23 protein-coding genes are annotated in these 25,880 nt (G+C 70.9%); 13 read left to right on the top strand and 10 right to left on the bottom strand.

The features are described from left to right. Positions 1-28: 28 nt before the first annotated feature. A complete protein-coding gene (locus ACE1OC_RS12530; RefSeq protein WP_407837080.1) occupies positions 29-598 on the top strand; it encodes a GNAT family N-acetyltransferase in 570 nt (189 codons plus the stop codon). Here ACE1OC_RS12530 and ACE1OC_RS12525 read toward each other — a convergent pair. Together ACE1OC_RS12525 and ACE1OC_RS12520 are read right to left on the bottom strand one after the other, a co-directional pair. Next, a complete protein-coding gene (locus ACE1OC_RS12525) occupies positions 595-2,625 on the bottom strand; it encodes a phosphocholine-specific phospholipase C (RefSeq protein ID WP_407837079.1) in 2,031 nt (676 codons plus the stop codon). The genes ACE1OC_RS12530 and ACE1OC_RS12525 overlap by 4 nt on opposite strands. A 119-nt stretch (positions 2,626-2,744) precedes the next feature. Next, the gene (locus tag ACE1OC_RS12520; RefSeq protein WP_407837078.1) at positions 2,745-3,770 is read right to left on the bottom strand and encodes an NADP-dependent oxidoreductase; all 1,026 of its coding nucleotides are present in this window, start codon (positions 3,768-3,770) and stop codon (positions 2,745-2,747) included. A gap of 99 nt (positions 3,771-3,869) precedes the next feature. On the opposite strand from ACE1OC_RS12520, the gene ACE1OC_RS12515 reads away from it, so the two are divergent. The 4 genes from ACE1OC_RS12515 (at position 3,870) to ACE1OC_RS12500 (ending at position 7,643) form a co-directional block, all read left to right on the top strand. Then, positions 3,870-4,751: a LysR family transcriptional regulator gene (locus ACE1OC_RS12515; RefSeq protein ID WP_407837077.1), complete on the top strand. Its 882-nt coding sequence runs from the start codon at positions 3,870-3,872 to the stop codon at positions 4,749-4,751. Positions 4,752-5,011: 260 nt separating this feature from the next. Continuing rightward, complete coding sequence (locus tag ACE1OC_RS12510; RefSeq protein WP_407837076.1) at positions 5,012-5,146, top strand: hypothetical protein; 135 nt, start codon at positions 5,012-5,014, stop codon at positions 5,144-5,146. A 139-nt stretch (positions 5,147-5,285) separates the two neighbouring features. Beyond that, positions 5,286-6,326: a 3-isopropylmalate dehydrogenase gene (locus ACE1OC_RS12505; protein WP_407837075.1), complete on the top strand. Its 1,041-nt coding sequence runs from the start codon at positions 5,286-5,288 to the stop codon at positions 6,324-6,326. Between the two features lie 231 nt (positions 6,327-6,557). Next, the gene (locus ACE1OC_RS12500) at positions 6,558-7,643 is read left to right on the top strand and encodes a branched-chain amino acid aminotransferase (RefSeq protein ID WP_274549719.1); all 1,086 of its coding nucleotides are present in this window, start codon (positions 6,558-6,560) and stop codon (positions 7,641-7,643) included. Positions 7,644-7,728: 85 nt separating this feature from the next. Here the strand turns inward: ACE1OC_RS12500 and ACE1OC_RS12495 are convergent, their stop codons facing one another. Together ACE1OC_RS12495 and ACE1OC_RS12490 are read right to left on the bottom strand one after the other, a co-directional pair. After that, positions 7,729-7,878 (bottom strand): hypothetical protein, encoded by a 150-nt coding sequence (locus tag ACE1OC_RS12495; RefSeq protein ID WP_407837074.1) that lies wholly within the window; start codon positions 7,876-7,878, stop codon positions 7,729-7,731. Positions 7,879-8,001: 123 nt separating this feature from the next. Next, positions 8,002-9,429 carry a cytosine permease gene (locus tag ACE1OC_RS12490; RefSeq protein WP_407837073.1) on the bottom strand — a complete coding sequence of 476 codons (1,428 nt, stop codon included), beginning with the start codon at positions 9,427-9,429 and terminating at the stop codon, positions 8,002-8,004. 156 nt (positions 9,430-9,585) lie between these two features. On the opposite strand from ACE1OC_RS12490, the gene ureA reads away from it, so the two are divergent. The 5 genes from ureA (at position 9,586) to cimA (ending at position 15,809) form a co-directional block, all read left to right on the top strand. Next, positions 9,586-10,335, top strand: a complete 750-nt coding sequence (gene ureA, locus ACE1OC_RS12485; RefSeq protein ID WP_407837072.1) for an urease subunit gamma — start codon at positions 9,586-9,588, stop codon at positions 10,333-10,335. Next, positions 10,332-12,065, top strand: a complete 1,734-nt coding sequence (locus tag ACE1OC_RS12480; protein WP_407837071.1) for an urease subunit alpha — start codon at positions 10,332-10,334, stop codon at positions 12,063-12,065. The genes ureA and ACE1OC_RS12480 overlap by 4 nt, the downstream gene beginning before the upstream one ends. 46 nt (positions 12,066-12,111) lie before the next feature. Continuing rightward, positions 12,112-13,152 (top strand): agmatine deiminase family protein, encoded by a 1,041-nt coding sequence (locus ACE1OC_RS12475; protein WP_407837070.1) that lies wholly within the window; start codon positions 12,112-12,114, stop codon positions 13,150-13,152. A gap of 33 nt (positions 13,153-13,185) precedes the next feature. Beyond that, a complete protein-coding gene (locus ACE1OC_RS12470; RefSeq protein ID WP_250742438.1) occupies positions 13,186-13,806 on the top strand; it encodes a TetR/AcrR family transcriptional regulator in 621 nt (206 codons plus the stop codon). A 365-nt stretch (positions 13,807-14,171) separates the two neighbouring features. Then, positions 14,172-15,809 carry a citramalate synthase gene (gene cimA, locus ACE1OC_RS12465; RefSeq protein WP_407837069.1) on the top strand — a complete coding sequence of 546 codons (1,638 nt, stop codon included), beginning with the start codon at positions 14,172-14,174 and terminating at the stop codon, positions 15,807-15,809. 54 nt (positions 15,810-15,863) lie between these two features. Here the strand turns inward: cimA and ACE1OC_RS12460 are convergent, their stop codons facing one another. Beyond that, positions 15,864-16,370, bottom strand: a complete 507-nt coding sequence (locus tag ACE1OC_RS12460) for a hypothetical protein (protein ID WP_407837068.1) — start codon at positions 16,368-16,370, stop codon at positions 15,864-15,866. 109 nt (positions 16,371-16,479) lie between these two features. On the opposite strand from ACE1OC_RS12460, the gene ACE1OC_RS12455 reads away from it, so the two are divergent. Further along, on the top strand, positions 16,480-17,853 hold the full coding sequence (locus ACE1OC_RS12455; protein ID WP_407837067.1) for a hypothetical protein: 1,374 nt from the start codon (positions 16,480-16,482) through the stop codon (positions 17,851-17,853). Positions 17,854-17,884: 31 nt separating this feature from the next. Here the strand turns inward: ACE1OC_RS12455 and ACE1OC_RS12450 are convergent, their stop codons facing one another. Further along, the gene (locus tag ACE1OC_RS12450) at positions 17,885-18,493 is read right to left on the bottom strand and encodes a YceI family protein (RefSeq protein WP_407837066.1); all 609 of its coding nucleotides are present in this window, start codon (positions 18,491-18,493) and stop codon (positions 17,885-17,887) included. Positions 18,494-18,812: 319 nt separating this feature from the next. Between ACE1OC_RS12450 and ACE1OC_RS12445 the strand changes: the two genes are divergently transcribed. Together ACE1OC_RS12445 and ACE1OC_RS12440 are read left to right on the top strand one after the other, a co-directional pair. Beyond that, positions 18,813-20,396 carry an acyl-CoA carboxylase subunit beta gene (locus ACE1OC_RS12445; RefSeq protein WP_274549727.1) on the top strand — a complete coding sequence of 528 codons (1,584 nt, stop codon included), beginning with the start codon at positions 18,813-18,815 and terminating at the stop codon, positions 20,394-20,396. A 23-nt stretch (positions 20,397-20,419) separates the two neighbouring features. Further along, positions 20,420-20,623, top strand: a complete 204-nt coding sequence (locus ACE1OC_RS12440; protein ID WP_250742433.1) for an acyl-CoA carboxylase subunit epsilon — start codon at positions 20,420-20,422, stop codon at positions 20,621-20,623. 81 nt (positions 20,624-20,704) lie between these two features. Here ACE1OC_RS12440 and ACE1OC_RS12435 read toward each other — a convergent pair whose 3' ends face one another. The 4 genes from ACE1OC_RS12435 to ACE1OC_RS12420 form a co-directional block, all read right to left on the bottom strand. Then, complete coding sequence (locus tag ACE1OC_RS12435) at positions 20,705-21,289, bottom strand: GTP-binding protein (protein WP_007266770.1); 585 nt, start codon at positions 21,287-21,289, stop codon at positions 20,705-20,707. Further along, entirely contained in the window at positions 21,270-21,857 is a 588-nt protein-coding gene (locus ACE1OC_RS12430) for a DUF742 domain-containing protein (protein ID WP_250742432.1), read from the bottom strand. The genes ACE1OC_RS12435 and ACE1OC_RS12430 overlap by 20 nt, the downstream gene beginning before the upstream one ends. Positions 21,858-21,950: 93 nt before the next feature. Beyond that, complete coding sequence (locus ACE1OC_RS12425; protein ID WP_243337850.1) at positions 21,951-22,364, bottom strand: roadblock/LC7 domain-containing protein; 414 nt, start codon at positions 22,362-22,364, stop codon at positions 21,951-21,953. Positions 22,365-22,374: 10 nt separating this feature from the next. Next, the gene (locus ACE1OC_RS12420) at positions 22,375-25,578 is read right to left on the bottom strand and encodes a nitrate- and nitrite sensing domain-containing protein (RefSeq protein WP_407837065.1); all 3,204 of its coding nucleotides are present in this window, start codon (positions 25,576-25,578) and stop codon (positions 22,375-22,377) included. Between the last annotated feature and the right edge of the window lie 302 nt (positions 25,579-25,880).

The following is a 25,880-nucleotide window of genomic DNA, read 5'->3' as shown; positions in this document are numbered from 1 at the left end:
GGGGGAGCCCCCTTGGTACGGTCCCGGGATGGGTGATGAGGACACGGGGACCGGGGGCGCGGTCTCGCTGCGGCACACCTCGCAGCTGGCCGGGGGAGAGCTGCGTCAGGTGCGGGAGCTGCTCGACGCCGCCTTCGAAGGGGACTTCGGGGACGAGGACTTCGAGCACGCGCTGGGCGGGATGCACGTGCTGGTGCACGAGGACGGCGAGCTCGTCGCGCACGGGAGCGTCGTGCAGCGGCGGGTCCTGCACGGGGGCCTGGCGCTGCGCACCGGGTACGTCGAGGCCGTGGCGGTGCGGGCCGACCGGCGCCGGTGCGGGCTCGGCGGCACGGTGATGGAGGCGGTCGAGGGGGTCGTCGCGCGGGGCTACGTGCTCGGGGCGCTCAGTGCCTCCGCCGCCGGGGCCCGGCTGTACGCGGGCCGCGGCTGGCGGGTGTGGGGCGGGGAGGTCGGGGTGCTCGGGCCCGGCGGGCCCGAGCGGCTGCCCGAGGAGGAGGGGTCGACGTACGTGTGGGCGCCGCCCGGCGGTGGGGTGCTGCTCGATCCCACCGCCGGGCCGCTCTCCTTCGACTGGCGCAACGGCGACGTGCTCTAGCTGCCGCTGATGCTCGGCGCGCCCGTCTCGATGTGGCCCGTGTAGCGGCGCGACCAGGTGCCGTCGGAGTCGGCGAGGACCGTGAAGTCGTACCAGCCGTTGTTGTAGGCGACGGCGTTGAAGTAGTCCTCGCGCGAGGAGTTCGCCGGCACGGTGTAGGTCCACGGGCCGTCCGTGCGGTAGGCGTTCGCGCGGATCGTGAAGGTGACCGGCGAGGCCGAGGCGTTCGTCATCTTGAGGTGGAGCGCCGTCTTGCCGGTGCCCGGCTCCACCGCGAAGCGGGACGCGACCTCGATCGACTTCCCCGCCTTCGACGCATCGCCGATGAAACGCCGCAGGAAGCGGTTCGGCCCGTACATCGAGATGTCGTACTTGCCGGAGCCGCTGCCCGTGCCGATGTTGAAGTAGTCCGTCGACGTGGCGCCGGCGTCCACCGTGTACTGCCAGGCGGCCGTGTCCCGGTACTGGTGCGGGTGGATCGAGAAGTGCGCCGCCTGCTTCGCCTCGGTGCCCGCGTTCGTCATCGAGAACCAGGCCAGGATCTTGCCGCCCGACCCGAACTCGAAGCGGTCCAGGTTCCCGTTGACCTGGTACGGAAGGGCGCGCGCGGGCCGGGTCCCGGCCTCCTGGGCCGGCTGCGCGTTGTCCTGGGGCACTGGGTTGGGGAGCGGGCCGCAGGTCGCCTGGCCGATGACCTTGGCCGTGGAGGGGAGGCCGGCGGGAACCCCGTAGACCGGGTGCGCGAAGTCGAAGACGCCCGTCAGGTCGCCGACCACCTTGCGGCGCCAGGCGCTGATGTTCGGACAGGTGGCCGGGGTCCCGAGGGCCGCCGTCCACTTCTCCATGAAGCGCAGGACCGAGGTGTGGTCGAAGACCTCGGAGCTCACCCAGCCGCCGCGGGTCCACGGGGACATCACGAGCATCGGGACGCGGAATCCGAGTCCGATCGGGACGCCGTCGATGTACTCGCCGGCGGTGCCGGGCGGGGCGACCGGCGGCGGGACGTGGTCGAAGAAGCCGTCGTTCTCGTCGTAGTTGAGGAAGAGGACGGTGGAGTCGAAGACCTCCGGGTTGGCCGAGAGGGCGCGGTAGACCAGGTCCACGAAGTGCGCGCCGTCGCCGGGCGGGGCGTACGGGTGCTCGGAGAAGGCCTCGTTCGCCACGACCCAGGAGACCTGCGGGAGGGTGCCGGCGACGACGTCCGCGCGGATGGCGGCGGCGATGTCGTCGGGGGTGGAGCCGGTGACCTTGGGGACGGAGCCCATGCCGCGGTCCCACAGCGGGTTGCCGGGGGAGGCGTCGGTGAACTTCTTGAAGTAGGCGAGCCCGTTGTCCCCGTAGTTGTCCTGGGCGTTCTGGTACACCTTCCAGCTCATCCCGGCGCGCTGGAGGGCCTCCGCGTACGTCTCCCAGGTCAGCCCGGACTCGTCGCCGCCGTCCTTGCTGGAGGCGTCGATCTTGCCGCTCCACAGGAAGGTGCGGTTGGGGCCGGTCGCGCTCAGGGTGGAGCAGAAGTAGGCGTCGCAGATCGTGTAGTTGTCGGCGAGGCCGTAGTGGAAGGGTATGTCGCCGCGGTCGAGGTACCCGAGGGTGCGGGTGTTGCCGACGCCGGTGACGAAGTTGTCCATGCGGCCCTTGTTCCAGGCCGCGTGCTGCGAGGTCCAGCTGTGCGGGAGGTCGCCGTTGCACTGGGCGAGGGTCTCGCCGTCGACCCCGCCCGCCGGCGGGGTGGAGCTGAGCTTCCACGGGTACTGGCGGCCGCCCCAGTTGGGCTGGTTGAACATGCCCCAGCCGCCCGGGATGTTTCCGGCGGCGCGGTCGCCGAAGCCGCGGACACCCTTCAGCTTGCCGAAGTAGTGGTCGAAGCTGCGGTTCTCCTGCATCAGGATCACCACGTGCTTCACGTCGGTGATCGTGCCGGACGCGGCGGCCGCGGCCGCCGAGGTCGGCGCGATCGCGGGCAGGGCCGCCCCTGCCATCAGCCCGGCGCCGATTCCCACGAATCCTCTGCGGCTGATAGGTGTCACTGGCTGCTCGCCTCCAACTCAAGTGCCCCGCTGGCACATTGACGGCAAGAGTGGCGGTAGCCGCGCCAAAGGTCTACATGCGTGCGGTAAGAAGTCGGTGAACATCCGGGTGACCTGATTCAGCCGTCGACCCGTACGAGCATCTTGCCCAGATTGTCCCCTCGGAGCATGCCCCGGAAAGCGTCCACCGTGTGATCAAACCCCTGTACAACGGTGGTGTCGGTACCGATCCGGCCACTGCGCAGATGGGGGACGAGGAAGTCCTCCAGTTCGTCCTGCAGATTGGTGTGATTGCGAACCAATACCCCTTCCAGGCGGAGTGACTTGTGTACGACCTCGAAGAGGTTGCGGGGAGCGGCGGGGGAGCGGTCGCCGTTGTACATCGAGATCCCGCCGACCCAGGCGATCCGTCCGTACTCGCGGAGCACGTCGATCGCCCCCTCCAGGTGGTCCCCGCCGACGTTGTCCACGTAGACGTCGATGCCGCCCGCCCCCGTGGCGGCCGCGGCCTGCGCGAGCTGCTCGCCGACCGGCCCGTCGTGGTAGTCGAAGGCCGCGTCGAAGCCGAGGACCCCGGTGAGGTGGCGGACCTTCGCCACCGAACCCGCGCTGCCGATGATCCGGCGGGCACCGAGCAGCCGGGCGATGCGGCCGGTGGCCGTTCCGACTCCGCCCGCCGCGGCCGAGACGAAGAGGTCCTCGCCCGCGCGCAGGCCCGCGGTGCGGGTCAGGGCGGCGTACGCGGTCAGGCCGGTGCCGCCGAGGATGGAGAGGTACGCCTCCAGCGGGACGCCCTCGTGGCCGCGCAGCGTCCGGGTGCCGCCCGCGCCCAGGGTGACGAGGGCGTGGGTGCGCCAGCCCTCGCGGTGGAAGACCAGGTCGCCCTCCGCGAGGCCCGGGTCGCGGGAGGCGATGACCCGGCCCACCGAACGGCCTTCCAGCGGGGTGCCCAGCTCGAAGCCGCCCTCGCCGCCGTCCATCAGTCCGCGGTGGTACGGGTCCACCGAGAGCAGCAGGTTCCGCACCAGGGCGGTGCCGGGCCGCGGCTCGGGGACGGGGGTGCGGACGTAGGCGAAGTCGGAGGCGGCGGGGAAGCCGGCCGGCCGGGCGATCTGGTGGACGGCGTATGCGGTGTTCGTGGTCATGGCGCCGACGCTAGGAGGGAATCGCGGGGCCGGGCAGGGGGTTTGGTTCATGGAAGCCGCACATCCATGAACGACGCTCATAGAACGAGGTGAGGCCCGGTGGCCGAGCTCCTTCCACAGGAACTGCGGGTGCTGGTGGCCGTCGCCGAGCGCGGCGGCTTCTCCGCCGCGGCCGCCTCGCTCGGCCTCACCCAGTCGGCCGTCTCGCACTCGGTGCGCGGCAGCGAGGCCAAGCTCGGCGCGGTGCTCTTCGAGCGCGGCCGCACCGGCGCCTCGCCCACCCCGGCTGGGGAGCGGGCCGTCGGGCACGCCCGCCGGATCCTGCGGCTCTACGAGGTCATGGGCGCGGAGGTGCGCGGCGCGGGCGGGGCCGCGGCCCCGGCGGAGCCGGCCGGCGTGCTGCGCATCGCCGCCTTCCGCAGCGCGGCCCTGCACCTGCTGCCCCCGGCCCTGGAGCGGCTCACCGCCCGTCACCCCGGCATCCGCCCCGAGGTCCGGGTGGTGCGCGAGCTCGGCGCCGGCGCGGCCGGGGAGGTGACCGCGGGCCGCGCCGACCTCGGCATCGCGACGCTGGGCGTGGCGCAGGGCCTGCCGCCCGGTCTGCTGAGCGGGGTCCTCGTGGAGGAGGCGTACGCCCTGGTGCATCCGGCGGGGCACCCCGACCCGAAGGCGCTGCCGCTGATGGACTGGGACGAGAACTGCGGCTCCTACACGCGCACCTGGTGGCTGGCGCAGGACTGGATCCCGCGGGCGACGGTCAAGGCGGAGGACGACGCGATGGTGCTGACCATGGTCGGGCGGGGGCTCGGCATGGCGATCATGCCCGAGCTGTCGCTCCGGGAGGCGACCGGAGCCGTGGACGTCACCGGTTTGGGTCCGGAGGGGCCGGTGAGACGCGTGGGGTACGTCACTACACCGGAATCTGCTGCGACTCTCTCCGTACGGGCTCTGATCAGGGAACTTCGTGCCGTGAGCGGCTGAAATCGGAGCCCGGGAGAGGGGCTTCCGAGTGGTTCGGCGTCTCAGATAGTAGGAAGTCCGAGTAATTGCGGAGACATACAGCGGGAGCTGGCTTACGTTGTAGAAGCCGAACGTCTCGCCGATCCGGCGAATGGCGGTCGAGAGCGCGCGCCCCATGGCAGGCAACCCCTGCCGCGCACCGCTCCCCGCCTCTTCCGGCGCCTTGAAGGAACCCCTCATCCGCGGCCCCGCCGCGCCGTGATCTCAAGGAGTCGATCACCATGACGCACACCCCCTCCACCGCCGCCCGCCGCGTCCGCCGCTCCGCTTCCGCCGAGGCGGACCGCAAGAACGCCGCCGCCGCCCTCCAGCGCGCGCTGGACCGCCGCGACAACGGCGGCTCGACCGGCCACTGACCGGCTGCCGACCGGCCGCCGCGGCCTGCCGCCGACCGGTCGCTGACCTGCCGCTGAACGCTCCCCGGCCCGAGACATATTGCGTCCACATGGTGGACGCAATATGTCTGAGGGATGGGACAAGGAGTACGGTTCCACCATGTCGACCAGCATCAATCTCGCAGTGATCCCCGGTGATGGCATCGGCCAGGAAGTCGTGGCTCAGGGCCTCAAGGTCCTTACCGCGGTCCTGCCCCAGGATGTGAAGCTGGAGACCAAGGAATACGACCTCGGCGCCCAGCGCTGGCACCGCACCGGTGAAACCCTCCCGGACGCGGAGCTCGAAGCCCTCAAGCACCACGACGCGATCCTGCTGGGCGCCATCGGCGACCCCTCGGTCCCGTCGGGCGTCCTGGAGCGCGGTCTGCTGCTGAAGCTCCGCTTCGCCTTCGACCACTTCATCAACCTGCGCCCGTCGAAGCTCTTCCCCAACACGGCCACCCCGCTCGCCGGCCGTCCGGAGATCGACTTCGTCGTGGTCCGCGAGGGCACCGAAGGCCCGTACACCGGCAACGGCGGCAGCCTGCGCACCGGCACCCCGGCCGAGGTGGCCACCGAGGTCAGCCTCAACACGGCCTACGGCGTGGAGCGCGTGGTCCGTGACGCGTACGAGCGTGCCAACGGCCGCCCGCGCAAGAAGCTGACGCTGGTCCACAAGAACAACGTGCTCGTGTACGCCGGTCACCTGTGGAAGAACATCTTCGACAAGGTCGGCCAGGAGTACCCCGAGGTCACCACCGACTACCTGCACGTCGACGCCGCGACGATCTTCTTCGTCACCCAGCCGGAGCGCTTCGACGTCATCGTCACGGACAACCTCTTCGGTGACATCCTCACCGACCTCGCCGCCGCCGTGACCGGCGGAATCGGCCTGGCCGCCTCGGGCAACATCAACCCGACCGGCGCCTTCCCGTCCATGTTCGAGCCCGTCCACGGCTCGGCCCCGGACATCGCCGGCACCGGCAAGGCCGACCCGACCGCGACGATCCTCTCGGTCGCCCTCCTGCTGCGCCACCTCGGCTACGAGGCCCAGGCCGCCTGCATCGAGGACGCGGTCTCCGCCGACCTGGCCGAGCGCGACGGCACCTTCCGCTCCACCGACGCCATCGGCGACGCCCTCGCCGCGCGCGTAGCCGGCTGACCCGGTAGCACCACCTCCAGGAAGCCGCCGGGTCGCGACCACCGCACCCGGCGGCTTTTCCTGTGCGGCCCCGGGTGTCACCATCTCTCCTGGGCCGCATTCACCCCGTTTCACCGAAGCGTCCTCCCGCGCGATAATCGAACGCGAGGCCGCGGAATACGGGGAAGCTCGGACGTCCTAGTACGCCGTGAGCGCGGTCCGCCCTACAAAACCGGTGAAGGACAAGCACTCATGACGACGCCCACGATCGAGCTGAAGCCCTCCTCGACCCCCCTGTCCGCCGCGGAGCGCGACGCGATCCTGGTCAGCCCCGGCTTCGGCCGCCACTTCACCGACCACATGGTCACGATCAAGTGGACCGAGGGCCGCGGCTGGCACGACGCCGAGCTGGTCCCGTACGCGCCGCTGTCGATGGACCCGGCGAACATGACCCTGCACTACGCGCAGACGATCTTCGAGGGGCTCAAGGCCTACAAGCAGCCCGACGGCACCGTCGCCACCTTCCGTCCGCAGGCCAACGCCGAGCGCTTCCAGTCCTCCGCCCGCCGGATGGCGATGCCGGAGCTGCCGACCGAGCTGTTCATCGCCGCCTGCGACGCGCTGATCAAGCAGGACCGCGCCTGGGTGCCGGACTCCGGCGAGGCCTCGCTCTACCTGCGGCCCTTCATGTTCGCCACGGAGGTCGGCCTCGGCGTCCGCCCGGCGAACGAGTTCCTCTTCATCGTGATCGCCTCGCCCGCCGGCGCCTACTTCCCCGGGGGCGTCAAGCCCGTCTCCGTCTGGCTCTCCGAGGAGTACGTCCGCGCCGCCAAGGGCGGCACCGGCGCCGCCAAGACCGGCGGAAACTACGCGGCGTCGCTCGTCGCGCAGGCCCAGGCCGCCGAGCACGGCTGCGACCAGGTGGTCTGGCTCGACGCCGTCGAGCACCGCTGGATCGAGGAGATGGGCGGGATGAACCTGTACTTCGTGTACGGGGACCGCATCGTCACCCCCGAGCTCACCGGCTCGCTCCTCCCCGGCATCACCCGCGACTCCCTCCTCACCATCGCCCGCGACCTCGGCTACACCGCCGAGGAGGGCCGCATCACCACCGAGGACTGGAAGCGCGACAACGAGAACGGCACCCTGACCGAGGTCTTCGCCTGCGGTACGGCCGCCGTGATCACCCCGGTCGGTTCCGTCAAGTCGGAGCGTGCGAACTGGACCCAGGGCAACGGTGAGCCCGGCGAGGTCACCATGAAGCTCCGCAAGGCCCTCCTGGACCTCCAGACCGGCCACAACGCCGACACCCACGGCTGGATGCACCAGCTGGGCTAGTCCGTCCCGTCCCGAAGCACCCGAAGGCCCCCCGCGCATCGTGCGGGGGGCCTTCGGGGTGTGAGGGGCAGGGCAGGGGGCGTGGTCAGCGCCCCTCGTCCGCCTCGCCTTCGTGCTTCTTCTCGTCTTTGCGCTTCCCGTCCGGGCCGAGGCCCACCAGGGCCTCACCGAAGACGTAGGCCAGGCCCGCGACTCCCTTGACGATCCTGCCCGCCACGTATGCGAGTTCTTCCACGACGGCTCTCCGTGTCGTTCGTGGCGGCCCTCTCGTGTTCGGCCACCGCTGTACTGGTAGACGCCGACGCAGGCCCGATGGTTGACCGCGAGGCCGAACCGGGGAACCCGCGTACGGGGTGGCTCAGGCGGCGACCGGCTCCTCGGCGGCCTGCTCGGCCGGCGCCGGGTCGGGGGCCGTGCGGGCGGTCAGGGCCGTGTAGACCAGGCCGCCGGTCAGGCCGGAGAGGACGAAGGAGCAGTCCACGCCGCCGGTCAGGGCCAGCAGCGGCCCCTCGTAGAACGGGGTGGTCACGGCGAGCAGGCCGACGCCCGCGCCGACGGCCCAGGAGAGGGTGGCCGGGACGTTCCAGCCGCCGCGGAACCAGTAGACCCCGCCCTTGGAGCGGCGGTTGAACACCTGCAGGGCCTCGGCGTCGTAGCGGCCGCGGCAGCGGACGTAGCCGATGAGGGTGATCACGGCCCACGGGGTGCCGATCGCGGTCAGTACCAGCACGAACGAGGTCATCGCGGCCTGTACGTCCCACTCGAAGGAGCCGACGAACACGAACGCGGTGGCCACGGCCGCGGCGATCACGGTGGCCGTGGTGCGGGTGGCCTTGGGGACGATGGCGTCCAGGTCGAGGCCCATGGAGTAGAGCATCAGCCCGGCGTTGCCCACCGATCCGGCGGCCGCGGCGACCAGCAGCGGAACCAGGTACCAGAACGGCGCGGCGTCGACCAGCGGACCGGCGTACTCGGCGCCGGCCCGGGCGGCGAGCGCGGTGTAGGTGCCGAAGAGCTGCGGGATCAGCAGCCCGACGAGCAGGCCGAGCCCGGTGGACCAGAGCACCTTGCGGGAGCTGTGCCTGCGCGGGGAGATGTAGCGGGTGTAGTCGCCGAGCAGGGTGATGAAGGCGACGGGCCCGCTGAGCCCGGCGGCGACGGCGGCGAGCAGCCACGTCGGCCAGAAGGAGCCGAGCAGGTACGCGGTGTCCGGCGGAGCGGCGGTGGTGAAGTCGGGTGCGTAGGCGAACACGCCGACGGCCAGGAGCAGCACCATGCCGATGGAGAGCACCTTGCTCATGCGCAGCAGCAGCCGGTAGCCGAAGACGGCTGCGACGACGGTGCACGCGGCGAGCACGCCGTACATCACGGCCCGGGATACGCCGGTGTCCGGCAGCCCGGTGAGCCGGGACAGGGCGCCGACCATCACGTCGCCGCCTATCCACAGGGTCAGCGCGGTGTAGCCGAGGGAGAGCAGCAGGCCGACCACCGAGCCGACGAGCCGGCCGCGGACGCCGAACTGGGCGCCGCTGGAAGTGGAGAGGTTGGTCCCCGTGCGCAGGGATACGAGCGCCAGCGGCGCGGTGAAGGCGATGCCGACGAGGGTGCCGGTCACGATGGCGGTGACCGAGGGCCACAGACCCAGTCCGAAGGACGGGGGAAGCCAGCCGAAGACGATCACGCCGAGGCAGAGATTGGAGCCGAGGAGGATCGAGATCAGGTCACGGGGACCGCTGGTCCGTTCCTCCTCCGGGATGGTGTCGACTCCGCGCTGTTCGATGGGCATGGGGGGACTCCCTTGGCAGGGCGGGGGGTGGCGATGCAGTGTTTGAGCGACACTCAATGTGACCTAAGCCTTGGTCTCAGGTCAATGCTTCATTGCGAGAAAATGAAGAGTTAGAGTGATGCTCTAACCCATCGATTCAAAGGGTGGTGGATCGGCGTGCGGCTGACCCCTACGGAGCGCGACCGGCTGCTTCTCCGCAGTGCTGCGGAACTGGCCAGGGCGCGACGGGCCCGCGGACTGAAGCTCAACGTCCCGGAGGCGACCGCGCTCGTCGCGGACACGGTCTGCGAGGCCGCGCGCGACGGCAAGCGGCTGGCGGAGGCCATCGAGGAGGCCCGCTCCGTGCTGGGCCCGGACGACGTCCTTCCCGGAGTCAGCGACGTGGTCACCGAGGTGCACGTGGAGGCCGTCTTCGACGACGGATCCCGCCTCGCGGTGGTCTCGTCCCCGATCCGGGGCGCCGTCGGCCTGGGCGAGGACGCGCCGGGCGCGGTCGTACCCGGCCCCGGAGCCCCCCAGCCGGAGCCCGCGGTCCACCTGCGCGTGCGCAACACCGCCCCGGTGCCGGTGAGCGTCACCTCCCACTTCCACTTCTTCGAGGCCAACCCGCGCCTCGACTTCGACCGCGCGGCGGCGTACGGCATGCGCCTGTGCGTACCGGCGGGCTCGTCCGTACGGTTCGACCCGCACGGCGAGGGCGAGGTCGGCCTCGTCCCCATCGGCGGGGACCGCATCGCGATCGGCTTCGCGGGGCTGGTCGACGGCCCCCTGGACGCCCCGGGCGCCAAGGCCGAAGCCCTGCGCCGCGCGGCCGCCTGCGGCTACCTCGGAACCGATGGAACCGGCGGAACCGATGGAACCGGCGGAGCCGAAGGAACCGACGCCACGGACGGAGACCAGGCGTGAGCAAGCAGACCCGGCACAGTGACCACTGCGCACCCGGCAGCCGGCACATCGACCCGCACGAGTACGCCTCCGTCTTCGGCCCCCGCGCCGGCGACCGGGTCCGGCTCGGAGACTCCGGGCTGACCGTCCGGGTGGAGTCCGACGCGCAGAAGCCCGGGGACGAGTTCCTGGCCGGCTTCGGCAAGACGGCCCGCGACGGGCTGCACCTGAAGGCCGCCGCCGTCCGCGACACCTGCGACGTGGTGATCAGCAACGTGCTGGTCATCGACGCCGTCCTCGGCATCCGCAAGGTCTCCATCGGCATCCGCGAGGGCCGCATCCACGCGATCGGCCGGGCCGGCAACCCCGACACCCTCGACGGGGTGGACGTGGTCGTCGGCACGGGGACGAGCATCGTCTCCGGCGAGGGCATGATCGCCACCGCAGGCGCCGTCGACACCCACGTGCACCTGCTCTCCCCGCGCATCATGGAGGCCTCGCTCGCCGCGGGCGTCACCACGATCATCGGGCAGGAGTTCGGCCCGGTCTGGGGCGTCGGGGTCAACTCGCCGTGGGCGCTGAAGCACGCCTTCAACGCCTTCGACGCCTGGCCCGTCAACATCGGCTTCCTGGCCCGCGGTTCCTCCTCGGACCCGGCGCCGCTGATCGAGGCCCTCGCCGAGGGCGGGGCGAGCGGCTTCAAGGTCCACGAGGACATGGGCGCGCACACCCGCGCCCTGGACACCGCCCTGCGCGTGGCCGAGGAGCACGACGTCCAGGTCGCCCTGCACAGCGACGGCCTCAACGAGTGCCTGTCCGTCGAGGACACCCTGCGGGTGCTGGACGGCCGGACGATCCACGCCTTCCACATCGAGGGCTGCGGCGGCGGCCACGTCCCCAACGTCCTGAAGATGGCGGGCGTGCCGAACGTCATCGGCTCCTCCACCAACCCGACCCTGCCCTTCGGCCGGGACGCGGTCGCCGAGCACTACGGCATGATCGTCTCCGTCCACGACCTCAAGCCGGACCTGCCCGGCGACGCCGCCATGGCCCGCGACCGGATCCGCGCGGGCACGATGGGGGCCGAGGACGTCCTGCACGACCTCGGCGCGATCGGCATCACCTCCTCCGACGCCCAGGGCATGGGCCGCGCGGGCGAGACCATCCGCCGCACCTTCGCCATGGCCGCCAAGATGAAGGGCGAGCTCGGCCCGCTGGAAGGCGACGGCGAGGGCGACGACAACGCCCGCGTCCTGCGCTACATGGCCAAGCTGACCATCAACCCGGCCATCGCCCACGGCCTGGCCCACGAGATCGGCTCCATCGAGGTCGGCAAGCTCGCCGACATCGTGCTGTGGCGCCCCCAGTTCTTCGGCGCCAAGCCGCAGCTGGTCCTCAAGTCCGGCTTCCCGGCCTACGGGGTCACCGGTGACCCCAACGCCGCCACCGACACCTGCGAACCGCTGGTCCTCGGACCGCAGTTCGGCTCGTACGGGGCCACCGCTGCCGATATCTCCGTAGCCTTCGTCTCGGCCGCCGCGGCGGCCCTGGGCGGCGACGAGATGCCGACCCGCAGGCGCCGGGTCGCCGTCCGCGGCACCCGGGGCATCGGCCCCGGGAACCTGCTCCTCAACTCCCGGGTGGGCGCGGTCGATGTGGACGCGCGCAGCGGACTCGTCTCCCTAGACGGGGAACCGCTGCGCTCCGAAGCCGCCGAATCGGTCTCCCTCAACCGCCTGTACTTCCTGTGAACAGCACAGTCTGTAAGTCAGCACAGTCTCTAAGGACCTTCCTGCCATGACCGACACCACGCCCGTGAACGCCGGATTCCGGATGCCCGCCGAGTGGACGCCCCACGAGCGCACCTGGATGGCCTGGCCCAGCCCCAACCCCACCTTCACCAACGAGCAGGAGCTCGCCGAGGCCCGCGAGGCCTGGGGCGCCGTCGCCCGCGCGGTGCGCTCGTACGAGCCGGTGACCCTGGTGGTCTCGCCCGGTGACGCCGAGAGCGCACGCTCTATCGTGGGCGATGACATCGAGCTGGTCGAGCGTGAGCTCGACGACGCCTGGATGCGCGACATCGGCCCGACCTTCGTCACCAACGACGCGGGCGAGCTGGCCGCCGTCGACTGGACCTTCAACGGCTGGGGCGCCCAGGACTGGGCCCGCTGGGACCACGACTCGAAGATCGCCCGGGAGATCTCCGGCATCGTCGGGACCCGCACCTACAGCACCGCGCTGGTCAACGAGGGCGGCGCCATCCACGTGGACGGCGAGGGCACCGTGCTCCTCACCGACACCGTGCAGCTCGGCAAGGGCCGCAACCCCGACTGGACCCGCGAGCAGGTCGAGGCAGAGATCCACGCCCACCTCGGTACCACCAAGGCGATCTGGCTCCCGTACGGCCTGGCCGGCGACTACGGCACCTACGGCACCCAGGGCCACGTGGACATCGTCGCCGCCTTCGCCCGCCCCGGCGTGGTCATGGTCCACAGCCAGCCCGACCCGGCCCACCCGGACCACGAGCGCGGCAAGACCATCGCCGCCCTCCTGCGCGCGGCCACCGACGCCCAGGGGCGTCAGCTCCAGGTCGTGGAGATCCCGGCGCCGACCGTGCTGGAAGAGGACGGGGAATGGGTCGATTACTCCTACATCAACCACTACCTGTGCAACGGCGGCGTGGTCCTGTGCGCCTTCGACGACCCGCGCGACGAGGAAGCGGCGGAGATCTTCCGAGGTCTCTTCCCCGAGCGGACCGTGACGCTCGTCGACGCACGTACGATTTTCGCCGGGGGTGGCGGTATCCACTGCATCACCCAGCAGCAGCCGAAGGTCTGACCCCGAGAGGGCGGCCGGGACGAGGAGTGGGCCATGGTGGCGGGTGAGGTACGTGCCGCGCGCAAGAACGCGCCGCCGCGCGAGGACGTACTGGTCGCCGCCATGGCCACCATCGCCGAACGCGGCCTGGACGGTCTGACCATGGCCGGCCTGGGCCGCCAGGTCGGCATGAGCAGCGGCCACCTCCTCTATTACTTCCGCACCAAGGACGAGCTCCTGCTGCAGACCCTGGAGTGGAGCGAGGCGGCGCTCGGCACCCGCCGCCGCGCCCTGCTGTCCCGCCGCGGCCCGGCGCGCGAGCGCCTGCAGGCGTACGTGGACCTGTACGTGCCCGAGGGCGCCCGGGATCCGCACTGGACGCTGTGGCTGGAGGTCTGGAACCGCTCGCAGAACGCGGGACCGGGGGAGCGGGACCGCCAGGGGGCCATCGAGGGCGCCTGGCACCGCGACCTGGTGGCCCTGCTCGCCGAGGGCATCTCGCGCGGAGAGTTCCGCCCGGTCGACCCGGACCGCTTCGCGGCCCGGCTGCGGGCCCTCCTCGACGGGTTCAGCATCCAGGTCGCCGTCGGTCTGCCCGGGATAGGGCGGGGCGACATCCTGGAGCACGTCGGCGAGTTCCTCAGCGAGGCGCTGACCCCGGGGGCCGGAGCCTGAGCCGGTGCCCCGCCCGGCCCGCGGTGCCGCCCCGCCCCTCCAGCCATCGGACGGGCCTGCCCGCATGCTGAGATCCCCGTCCATGCGCGGCATGCGGTATGGCAGACTGCCGACGTGCCTGCTCAGCTCATGATTATGGACAGCAGCGCGCCGGTCCCCAGTGGCCGCTGAGCCGCGAAAGAACTTCGCGGAGGCGGCCACCGTGCCCCAGACCCGCGCGCAGACCTCTCGCACCCGCGAGAGGTTTTTTCGTTTTCCGGCCCGAACGTGCCGGAAACGGGCAGCGCGCGATGATGGGGGCAGTGGCGTCGGCCTGCCCCGCGGGCGGCATCCGGAACCACCCATCCGACAGGAGTCAGATCAGCATGACGACGACAGAGGCGACCGAGCCGACTGCGCCGGCTTCGGGCCCCGGCACCGATGACGGGTTCCACGTCTTCGACACGACCCTGCGCGACGGTGCCCAGCGTGAGGGCATCAACCTCACGGTCGCGGACAAGCTGACGATCGCCCGGCACCTGGACGACTTCGGGGTGGGGTTCATCGAGGGCGGCTGGCCCGGCGCCAACCCGCGCGACACGGAGTTCTTCTCGCGCGCCCGCGCGGAGATCGACTTCAAGCACGCCCAGCTCGTCGCCTTCGGCGCGACCCGCCGGGCGGGCGGCTCGGCCGCCACCGACCCGCAGGTCCGCGCCCTGCTGGAGTCCGGCGCCCCGGTGATCACCCTGGTCGCCAAGTCCCACGACCGGCACGTCGAGCTCGCCCTGCGCACCACCCTCGAAGAGAACCTGGAGATGGTCCGCGACACCGTCGCCCACCTGGTCTCCCAGGGCCGCCGGGTCTTCGTCGACTGCGAGCACTTCTTCGACGGCTACCGGGCCAACGCCGAGTACGCGAAGTCCGTCGTGCGCGCCGCCCACGAGGCCGGCGCCGACGTCGTGGTCCTCTGCGACACCAACGGCGGCATGCTGCCCGCGCAGATCACCGCGACCGTGGCGACCGTGCTGGCCGACACCGGCGCCCGCCTGGGCATCCACGCCCAGGACGACACCGGCTGCGCCGTCGCCAACACGCTGGCCGCCGTGGACGCCGGCGCCACCCACGTGCAGTGCACCGCGAACGGCTACGGCGAGCGGGTCGGCAACGCCAACCTCTTCCCGGTCGTCGCCGCGCTGGAGATCAAGTACGGCCGTACGGTCCTGCCGGCGGGCGCGCTGGCCGAGATGACCCGGATCTCGCACGCCATCGCCGAGGTCGTCAACCTCACCCCCTCCACGCACCAGCCCTACGTCGGCGTCTCCGCCTTCGCGCACAAGGCGGGCCTGCACGCCTCGGCCATCAAGGTCGACCCGGACCTGTACCAGCACATCGACCCGGCGCGGGTCGGCAACACCATGCGGATGCTCGTCTCCGACATGGCCGGCCGGGCCTCCATCGAGCTCAAGGGCAAGGAGCTCGGCGTCGACCTCGGCGGGGACCGCGCACTGGTCTCCCGGGTGGTGGAGCGGGTCAAGGAGCGGGAGCTCCAGGGCTACACGTACGAGGCCGCCGACGCCTCCTTCGAACTGCTGCTGCGCGCCGAGGCCGAGGGCCGGGCGCGCAAGTACTTCCGCATCGAGTCCTGGCGGGCCATCGTCGAGGACCGCCCCGACGGAACGCACGCCAACGAGGCCACGGTGAAGCTGTGGGCCAAGGGCGAGCGGATCGTCGCGACGGCGGAGGGCAACGGCCCGGTCAACGCGCTGGACCGCGCGCTGCGGGTCGCCCTCGAACGCTTCTACCCCCAGCTCGCGAAGTTCGAGCTGATCGACTACAAGGTCCGCATCCTGGAGGGTGCACACGGCACGTCCTCCACGACCCGGGTCCTGGTCACGACGACGGACGGCTCCCGCGAATGGAACACCGTCGGCGTCGCCCCGAACGTCATCGCGGCCTCCTGGCAGGCCCTGGAAGACGCCTTCACCTACGGCCTCCTGCACGCGGGCGTGGAGCCGGCGGAGTAGTCCCGGACCGTGACCGCGGCCGTGATCGTGACCGCGGCCGCGGGTGCTTCCGCGTCAGCACTCCGATGTCACGTGCGCGCGGAAGCGCTCGCGGCTCATGGCCTCGCCGTTCGCCCAGAGCTGCCCCGGGCGGAGCGAGTCGATGTCCTCGCGGCGGAAATCGCTGGATGAGGTGTACCGGACCCGGTGTCCGTCCTCCAGGACCGTGAAGTGGAGGTTGTAGCCGTGGCGCGGCTCCAGGGCCCGGGGTCCGCCCGGTTTCCCTTTCACGGCCCATGCCCCGGGCGGGGCGAAGAGGAGGAAGGGGCCGGGGCGGCCGGGGTCGCGGCCGGTGCCCCAATAGGTGGTGTCACCCTCGTCCGGTGTGACCGTGAGGGTCGGTCCCCGGGCGTCGACCTTCTTGCCGCACTGCCCGAGCTCCACCATGATCCGGCCCGAGCCGTCCCGGTAGACCGCGGCCAGGTCGAGCACGGGATGCCCGCCGCACGAGTTCAGCAGCACGAGCCCGATCCCGATCGCGATCCCGAGCGCCGGCCGTCCGGCCGTCCGTATCCCGTGCATCGCCCCACCCCCGGTCGGGGAGTGTAGGTCGAACGGCTGACCGGCGAGGGCCGATGGACCTTATGTCCAGCTCACACAGGATTGCACCCGTTCGGGTAGCGTCGTGACTATGAGGACCAGGCTTATATCCGTACGTACGGGATCGCTGCTGGCCGCTCTGCTGCTGGCGCTGTCCGCGACCGCGCTGCTGGTCGCCCCGCAGGCGTCGGCGGCCGACGGGACCACCACCGTGGCGGAGGCCCTCAAGAAGGGCCCGGTCTACGTGGATCCCCGCGCCGAGGCGCAGCTGCCGCCCGCGCAGGCCCAGGCGCTCGCGCAGAAGATCAAGGACGCCGGGAAGCCGGTGTTCGTGGCGGTGCTGCCGGCCACCGCCGAGTTCCCCGCCGCCAGCGTGCTCAAGACGATCCGTACCGAGACCGGCATCACCGGGCTCTACGCGATCCGGCTCGGGGAGGGCTTCAACGCCGGCGCCGACCGGTCCGTCATGCCGAACAACGCCGTCCGCAACCTGGTCGACGCCGTCAAGGCGGACGGGACCGCGGACGCGAACACCGAGCTCAACACCTTCGTGGACCAGGCGCTCGCCCAGGCCAAGGGCAAGGCCCCGGCCTCCTGGGGCACCGCGAGCACCGACGGCGGCGGCGCCCCGGTGGGCGCCTTGATCGGACTCGGCGTGGTGGCCGCCGTCGGCGGTGGCGGGGCGTACGCGCTGGTCAAGCGCAACCGCAAGAAGAAGGAAGAGCTCCGCCGGGAGTCCATCGCCCGGCTGAGCGTGGTCGTCGACGAGGACATCACGGCCTTCGGCGAGGAGCTGGAGCGCCTCGACTTCCACCCCGGCGAGCCCGGCGCCGACGACGCCATGCGCGCGGACTACGAGCAGGGCCTCGACTCGTACGAGAAGGCCAAGCAGATCATGGCCTCCGTGCAGCACCCGGAGGAGGTCAAGGGAGTCACGCAGGCCCTCGAAGACGGCCGGTACGCCCTGGCCCGCCTCGACGCGCGCCGGCAGGGCCGGCCGCTGCCCGAGCGCCGCGCTCCCTGCTTCTTCGACCCGCGCCACGGGCCGAGCACCGAGGACGCGGCCTGGGCCCCGGCGGGCGGGGCCGCCCGTACGGTCCCGGTCTGCGCGGCGGACGCCGTCCGGCTGCGCGACGGCCAGGACCCGGCGGTCCGCACCGTCGACACCGAGCACGGTCGGCGCCCCTACTACGACGCCGGCCCGGCGTACGGTCCCTGGGCCGGCGGCTACTTCGGCGGCGGCATCCTGCCCGGCCTGCTCATGGGCACGATGCTCGGTTCGATGATGTCCAGTCCGGCCTACGCCTCCGACTTCGGAGGCGGCAACGGATTCGACGGAGGGGGCGGAGGCTTCGACGGCGGCGACGTCTCCGGGGCCGACTTCAACCCGTCCGACTTCGGCGGCGGGGACTTCGGCGGCGGAGGCGGCTTCGACGGCGGAGGGTTCGGCGGGGGCGACTTCTAGCCGCCCCCGTCCCCGCAGCGTGGAACCGGGCTCACGCCTGCTTGATCGCCGAGATGTCGAAGGTCAGCTTCACCTTGTCGCTGACCATCACGCCGCCGGTCTCCAGCGCCGCGTTCCAGGTCAGGCCCCAGTCGGAGCGCAGGATCTCGGCCGATCCCTCGAACCCGACGCGCTCGTTGCCGTAGACGTCGGTGGCCGAGCCGCCGAACTCCAGGTCGATGGAGAGCGGGCGCGTGACGTCCTTGATGGTCAGCTCGCCGGTGATGCGGTACTTGTCGCCGCCGAGCTGCTGCGCCTCGGTGGAGCGGAAGGTCATCAGCGGGAAGGTCTCGGCGTCGAAGAAGTCCCCGGAGCGCAGGTGTCCGTCCCGGTCGGCGATGCCGGTGTCGACGGAGGCGATCTTCACGGCGATGGTGGCGGTGGAGCGGGACGGGTCGCTGCCGTCCAGGTGCAGGGAGCCCTCGTGCTCGGCGAAGGTGCCGCGGACGTTGGTGACCATCGCGTGGCGGACGGTGAATCCGATGCTGCTGTGGGACGCGTCGATGACGTAGTCGCCGGTGAGCGCGGCGAGGGCCGGGTCCACGTCGAGGGTGGCGACGGCGGTGGCGGTGTCCTGGGCGCGGCGGGTGAAGAGACCCATGGCTGCTTCTCCTAAGTAGGGGTGCCGCTCGATGTCCGGCACTCGTTGAACTTTCAACAACAACGACGCTAGACCCATTCCGTTCAAATTTCAACCTCTCAGGTTCTTGCGCGTGGCTTGGATGTCTTGCTGCCGCCTTGGCTGCGCCTTGGCGTCCGCTTGGCGGGAGTTTTGTCGGATGCCCACAAAGGACCAACGTCCTGCCTGGTGGGACGGGCTGCTCCCCGAGTGGTTCTGTCCGGCCCGGACAGCGGATGACACCCGACACTGTGTGGATTCGACGGAGGGTTTTTCCGGTCCGGCTTCGTAAGGTCATTACATGACCGTTGTGGACCAGATTCCGAGCGAGCCGACGGACGCCCGCGGGCGCGTGGCCGAGCTGCACGACCTGCGCGAGCAGGCGCGGCGCGGCCCGAGCGACCGGGCGACCGAAGCGCAGCATGCCAAGGGCAAGCTCACCGCCCGCGAGCGGATCGCGTTGCTGCTCGACGCGGGTTCCTTCAAGGAGGTCGAGCAGCTGCGTCGCCACCGCGCGACGGGGTTCGGCCTGGAGGCCAAGAAGCCCTACACCGACGGTGTCATCACCGGTTGGGGCACGGTCGAGGGCCGCACGGTCTTCGTCTACGCACACGACTTCCGCATCTTCGGCGGCGCCCTGGGCGAGGCCCACGCCACGAAGATCCACAAGATCATGGACATGGCCATCGCGGCCGGTGCCCCGCTGGTCTCCCTCAACGACGGCGCCGGCGCCCGCATCCAGGAGGGCGTCTCCGCGCTCGCCGGGTACGGCGGCATCTTCCAGCGCAACACCAAGGCCTCGGGCGTCATCCCGCAGATCTCGGTGATGCTGGGCCCCTGCGCCGGCGGCGCGGCCTACTCCCCGGCACTGACGGACTTCGTGTTCATGGTCCGGGAGACCTCGCAGATGTTCATCACCGGCCCGGACGTGGTCCGCGCGGTGACCGGCGAGGAGATCACCCAGAACGGCCTCGGCGGCGCGGACGTGCACGCCGAGACCTCGGGCGTGGCGCACTTCGCGTACGACGACGAGGAGACCTGCATCTCCGAGGTCCGCTACCTCATCACGATGCTGCCCTCCAACAACCGCGAGAACCCCCCGGTCCACGAGACCAGCGACCCGGCCGACCGCCGGTCCGACGTCCTGCTGGACCTCGTGCCCGCCGACGGCAACCGCCCGTACGACATGCTCAAGGTCATCGAGGAGCTCGTCGACGAGGGCGACGTCCTGGAGATCCACGAGCGCTGGGCCCGCAACATCATCTGCGCCCTGGCGCGGATGGACGGCCAGGTCGTCGGCATCGTCGCCAACCAGCCCGGCCACCTCGCCGGCGTCCTGGACATCCACGCCTCCGAGAAGGCGGCGCGCTTCGTCCAGCTCTGCGACGCCTTCAACATCCCGATCATCACCCTCCTGGACGTCCCCGGCTTCCTGCCGGGCGTCGACCAGGAGCACGGCGGCATCATCCGCCACGGCGCGAAGCTGCTGTACGCGTACTGCAACGCGACCGTGCCGCGGATCTCGCTGATCCTGCGCAAGGCCTACGGCGGTGCGTACATCGTCATGGACTCCCAGTCCATCGGCGCCGACCTCACCTACGCCTGGCCGACCAACGAGATCGCCGTGATGGGCGCCGAGGGCGCCGCCAACGTCATCTTCCGCAAGCAGATCGCGGACGCCGAAGACCCCGAGGCAATGCGTGCGCGCATGGTCAAGGAGTACAAGGCCGAGCTGATGCACCCTTACTACGCGGCCGAGCGAGGCCTCGTGGACGACGTGATCGACCCCGCGGAGACCCGCGAAGTCCTCGTCGCCGCCCTCGCGATGCTCCGCAACAAGCACGCGGACCTGCCGTCGCGCAAGCACGGCAACCCGCCCCAGTAGACGTCGAAGGAGAACTGCCACCGATGAGCAACGCCACCGCCACCCTGCTGAAGGTCGAGAAGGGCAACGCCGAGCCCGAGGAGCTGGCCGCGATCACCGCGATCCTGCTCGCCCGCGCCGCCGCCGCCCCCGAGGACACCGCCACCGCCGCCGCCAGCTCCCAGGCCGGCTGGCGCCGCCTGGAGCGCACCCCCGGCTTCCGCGGCCCGCGCAGCTGGCAGGGCTAGTACGCGAAGCCCCGCGGGCACCACGTGAAAAGCCCCCCGCACTCCTCGGAGTGCGGGGGGCTTTCGCGTACGACCGGACGGCTATCGCAGGCGGGCCATGAGCGCGTGCTCGACCAGGGTGATGAGCGCGCTCTTGGCGTCCGCGCGGTGGCGGGCGTCGGTGGTGATGATGGGGGCGTCCGGGCCGATCTGCAGGGCCTCGCGGACTTCCTCCGGGGTGTACGGCTGGTGCCCGTCGAAGCCGTTGAGGGCGATGACGAAGGGGAGGCCGCTGTTCTCGAAGTAGTCGACGGCGGGGAAGCAGTCGGCGAGACGGCGGGTGTCGACCAGCACGACGGCGCCGATGGCGCCGCGCACGAGGTCGTCCCACATGAACCAGAAGCGGTCCTGACCGGGGGTACCGAAGAGGTACAGGATCAGGTCCTGGTCCAGGGTGATGCGGCCGAAGTCCATGGCGACCGTGGTGGTCGTCTTGTCCCCGGTGTGGGTCAGGTCGTCGATGCCGGCGGAGGCGGACGTCATGACGGCCTCGGTGCGCAGGGGGTTGATCTCGGAGACGGCGCCCACGAACGTGGTCTTGCCCACGCCGAAGCCACCCGCCACCACGATCTTCGCGGAGGTGGTGGAGCGAGGAGCCGCTCCGCCGTTAGAGCTTGCGAAGTCCACTGAGCACCCTTTCGAGCAGTGTCACATCTGGCTGGCCGCCGGCGGACTCGTCGCCGCCGGGCTGGTGGATGGCTACGAGGCCGGCCTCCGCCAGGTCGGCGACGAGGATCCGGGCTACGCCAAGAGGAATGGAAAGAAGTGCCGAGATCTCCGCGACGGATTTGATCTCCTGGCACAGGAGGCAGATGCGCTGGTGCTCGGGCAACTGCCCTTGCAGACGCGCGGGATCGGCCGTGGTGCTGACCAGCGCCTCGATGGCGAGCTGGTAGCGCGGCCGGGTCCGGCCGCCGGTCATCGCGTACGGACGCACCAGCGGGTTGTGCGCCTGCGGAGCCTGCGGGCGCCCGCCGCGCGGAGGCTGCTGCGGGGGCCGGTAGGACTGCCCGGGCTGCTGCGGCCGGCTGTACGGCTGCTGGTAGGGCTGCCGCTGGTACGGCTGCCCCGAGGCGGGGTCGTGCTCCGGCGCGGGCCGGTTGCTGGGAGCGGAAGGGAAGTTGAAGCGGTTCTGGTCGTGCCCACCCTGCGGCTGCTGCGCGCCGCCATAGGGATGTCCTCCGGGTGTTGTCACGTTTCCTCCTCCGACTCCAAGTACGCAGTACTCCCTGTGGAACCGCGCCACCGCACCCTATGGTGCGGTGACGCGAAACGCACTGCCTGTCTGCTAGTTGAGAAGTCCGCCCTGCAGTTCCGCGCGCAGGTCCGGGGTGAGGACGCTGCCGGCGCGGTCCACGAGGAGGGCCATCTCGTAACCCACCAGGCCGATGTCGCACTCGGGGTGCGCCAGTACGGCCAGCGAGGATCCGTCGGAGACGGACATCAGGAAGAGGAACCCGCGGTCCATCTCCACCACCGTCTGGTTGACGGCGCCGCCCTCGAAGATGCGGGACGCGCCCGCGGTGAGGGAGGTCAGCCCGGAGGCCACCGCGGCGAGCTGGTCGGCCCGGTCGCGGGGGAAACCCTCGGACATGGCCAGAAGGAGGCCGTCGGCGGATACCACAACCGTGTGGGACACCCCTGGGGTGTTGTCCACGAAGTTGGTGATCAACCAGTTCAGGTTCTGCGCCGCCTGGCTCATCGCGCTCACACTAACGCTCCTGGTCATAGCTGTTACTTGACTGCTCGGATCCCGCGTTGCGGCCCTGCTGGACACCACGTCGCAGGTTGCTCAACCTGCCACGGATGTCCTCCGGGGCTCGGGAGACCTCGGGGCCTCCCTGCGGCGTCGTCTCCGCAGCGCCCTCGACCAGGTTGGCCTTGGGCACCCGCCGGGGGAGACCGGAGGGGGTGACCCCGCCGGCCTTCGGCTCGCGGAGCTTGGCGGCCTGCTGCCAGCGCTCGTCGTTGTTCGAGCGCCAGTCGGCAGTGCCGTCCGTTTCCCCGGTGGCCTTCTCCGGCGCCGCGGGCTGCTGCTGACGCTGCGGCCGCTGCTCGAAGAGGGATCCGGAGGACTCCGTTTCCTGCTGACCCGGCCGCTGCTGCGGCTGGCTGCCGCGTCGCGGCAGACCCGCCCCGGTCACCTGGTGGCCGGCGTCCGCAGTGGCGCCCGGACGGTCGAAGCCTACGCGCTCCGGGGCCGGTTCGGGAGCGGCCGGTGATTCCGATTCGGTCCCGTAATCCTGCTGGTAGGAGCCCGAGTAGGTGTTCTGCTGGGGCCACTCCGCAGCCGTGGAACGGGAATCGTACCCGCCGTCGTAGGCCGGGAGTTCCTGTCGCTGATCCGTGTACTCGGGTTCCGGATAGGCGTAATCCTGCTGGGTGTACGCGTCGTATCCCTGCCCGGCCTGAGCGGACTCGTAACCGGAGTCGTAGCCCTGCGCGGGCTGCTGCTCGTAGCCCTGGTACGGCTGGTACGCGTGCTCCGGCTGCGGTTCCGGATACTCCGCCGCGGGCTCGTCGTACTGGGCCTGTACCTGCGGGTAGCCGACCTGAGCCTCCAGCGCGGCCCGGCGCTCCTCACGGCCCAGGGACCGGCCGACCGGGTCGGCGGCGGGCTCCTCGAAGCCCGGCTGGTCGGCCCGGTGGACCTCGTAGCGGGAGTCGTCGAAGCCGAGCTCGGCGGCCGTGCGCAGCGCGGCCGGCTGCTGGGCCTGCTGGCGCGGGATCATCTGGGAGACCGTGAAGTCGTCCGCGGGGATCTCCTCGCCACCGCCACCGTGGGTGATGGCGTCGGGGAGCATGACCAGCGAGGTGGTGCCGGCCGCTTCGCCCGAGGGGCGCAGCTGGACGCGGATGCCGTGCCGGTCGGCCAGCCGGCCGACCACGAACAGACCCATGCGCTGCGAGATCGCGGCGTCCACGGTCGGCGGGTTGGCCAGCTTGTGGTTGATGTCCGCGAAGTCCTCGGCGGTCAGGCCGATTCCCTTGTCGTGGATCTCGACCATCACGCGGCCGTCGGGCAGACGCGTCGCGTTGACCCGGACCTTGGTCTGGGGGGAGGAGAAGGTGGTGGCGTTCTCCAGCAGCTCGGCGAGCAGGTGCACGAGGTCGGTCACGGCCTGGCCGTGGATCTCGGCCTCGGAGACGCCCGACAGCTCGACGCGCTCGTACTGCTCCACCTCGGAGGAGGCGGCGCGCAGGACGTCGACGAGGGGGACCGGCTGGTCCCAGCGGCGGCCCGGCTCCTCGCCGGCGAGGATGAGGAGGTTCTCGCCGTTGCGGCGCATGCGGGTGGCCAGGTGGTCCAGGCGGAAGAGGTTCTCCAGCTGGTCCGGGTCGGCCTCGTTGTTCTCCAGCTCGGTGATCAGGGTCAGCTGGCCCTCGATCAGCGACTGGTTGCGCATGGAGAGGTTCGTGAAGATCGCGTTGACGTTGCCCCGGAGGAGGGCCTGCTCGGCGGCGAGCCGGACGGCCTCGCGGTGGACCTGGTCGAAGGCGCGGGCGACCTCGCCGATCTCGTCCTGGGAGTCGATCGGGATCGGCACCACGCGGGTGTCGACCTTGCCCGGGTCGGTGCGCGAGAGCTGGTCGACGAGCATCGGCAGGCGCTGCTCGGCGATGTCGAAGGCGGCGCCGCGCAGACGGCGCATCGCCTTGCCCATCTGGCGGGCCATCATGCCGGCCAGGATGAAGGCGGCGAGCAGGGCCACGACCACGATGGCGCCGGTCAGGATGGCGTCGTTGCGGGCCTCGTCGGAGACGGCGCCGGAGTCCTTGAGGGCCTTGGCGAGCAGTTCCTTCTCGAGCTCGGCGTAGCCGTCGAACTTGGCGGTGGCCGCGGCCTGCCAGGCCTGCGGGGTGGTGCCGTCCACGGCGAGCTTGGCGGGCTTCTCGCCGCTGGCTATCGCCTCGGTCATACCGGTGAGCGCGGAGTCGTTGACCACGGGCGGTGCGTGGAAGACGGTGCCGGCCTGCTCGGCCGCCTGCTTGGCGGCGGCGAGCTTCTGGGCGCCTTCCTCGGACTTCTTGCCCATGATCTCGCGCAGGCGGGCGACGTCCTCGTCGGTGCCGGCGGCGACGTACTCGCCGATGGCGATCTCTTCGAGGTACGCGTACGAGGAGAAGGCGACGAGCTGGGCCTTGCGGATGTCCTCGTTGGTGCTCGGCCGGACCAGCAGGTGCGTGCCCACCGAGCGCTGCAGCGAGTTCGCGGCCTTGGACAGTTCGAGCGCGTAGACCATGCGGCCGTACGAGGTCACGTTGCCGGTGCCGAGGCCGAGCTCGTTGGAGAACTGCATGAGGTAGTGCTGGACCAGCACGTACCCCTCTTCGGTCGGGATCGGGCCCAGTGCCTTCGGGAGGGCCTTCTTCGGCGTCTCCATCTGCGGCAGGTAAGCCGTCTTGCGGACCTGCTCCAGCTTTGGCTCCTCCTGGCGGAAGAGCTCCAGGCGGCGTTCCAGACCCTGGCCCGCGGGCAGGTCCTTCGCGGCCTCGGCGAACTTCGCCTTGGCGGCATCGGTGGCGGAGTAGGCCTTCAGGACGGGCTCGGACTCGCGCTGGCCCCTGAGCAGGGCATCGGCCGTCAGGTCGCGCTCGTTCAGGAGCGCCTGGCCGTACTCGGCGGCGGCCTGGACGATGACGGCGGTCTTCTCGGCGTCCTTGGCCTCGTTCCAGGTGTCGATGGAGCCCTTCACCTGGAAGCCGCCCATCACCAGTCCGACGAGGACCGGGACGAGCAGGATGGCGTTCAGACGGGTCGGCACACGCCAGTTGCGGGGCGAGAACCTGCTGGTGCTTCCACCGCTCACGGATGGTTCCACGGGTACGTCAAAGGATGACGCGGCCGCGCGCGGCGGCGGGGTGAAGTTGCCGCGCGCGGGTTCATCCGCGGGGCTCGAGTTGCTTCGCCTCACTCGACCAACAACCTCTCGGCGGTGCTACTAGCTAGTTCGTTGAATTCCAGCACGGTTAACGGCCGTGTTCCAAACAGTTGAAATCGGCCGTTCCTAGAGACCTATGTCCCACATAAACCGGACATAAAGAGCGTCCTGCGGCAAAAGCGGGGCCAGTTGTGAGCGCAGTGACACCGGCCGAACGCACCGTGTCGCCAACTACCGGCAATTCTCTGTCGAAACGTTATGAACGAAGGGGGCGGGCCGTGTCGCATGACACAGCCCGCCCCCCAAAACCAGCCGGTGAAGCCCTCGTTGCGCGG

The organism is Streptomyces stoeckheimensis (assembly GCF_045822005.1).
In the GTDB taxonomy this organism is placed as follows: domain Bacteria; phylum Actinomycetota; class Actinomycetes; order Streptomycetales; family Streptomycetaceae; genus Streptomyces; species Streptomyces stoeckheimensis.
Note: the sequence above shows the minus strand (reverse complement) of the source record. Positions and strands in the feature narration are given on the sequence as shown.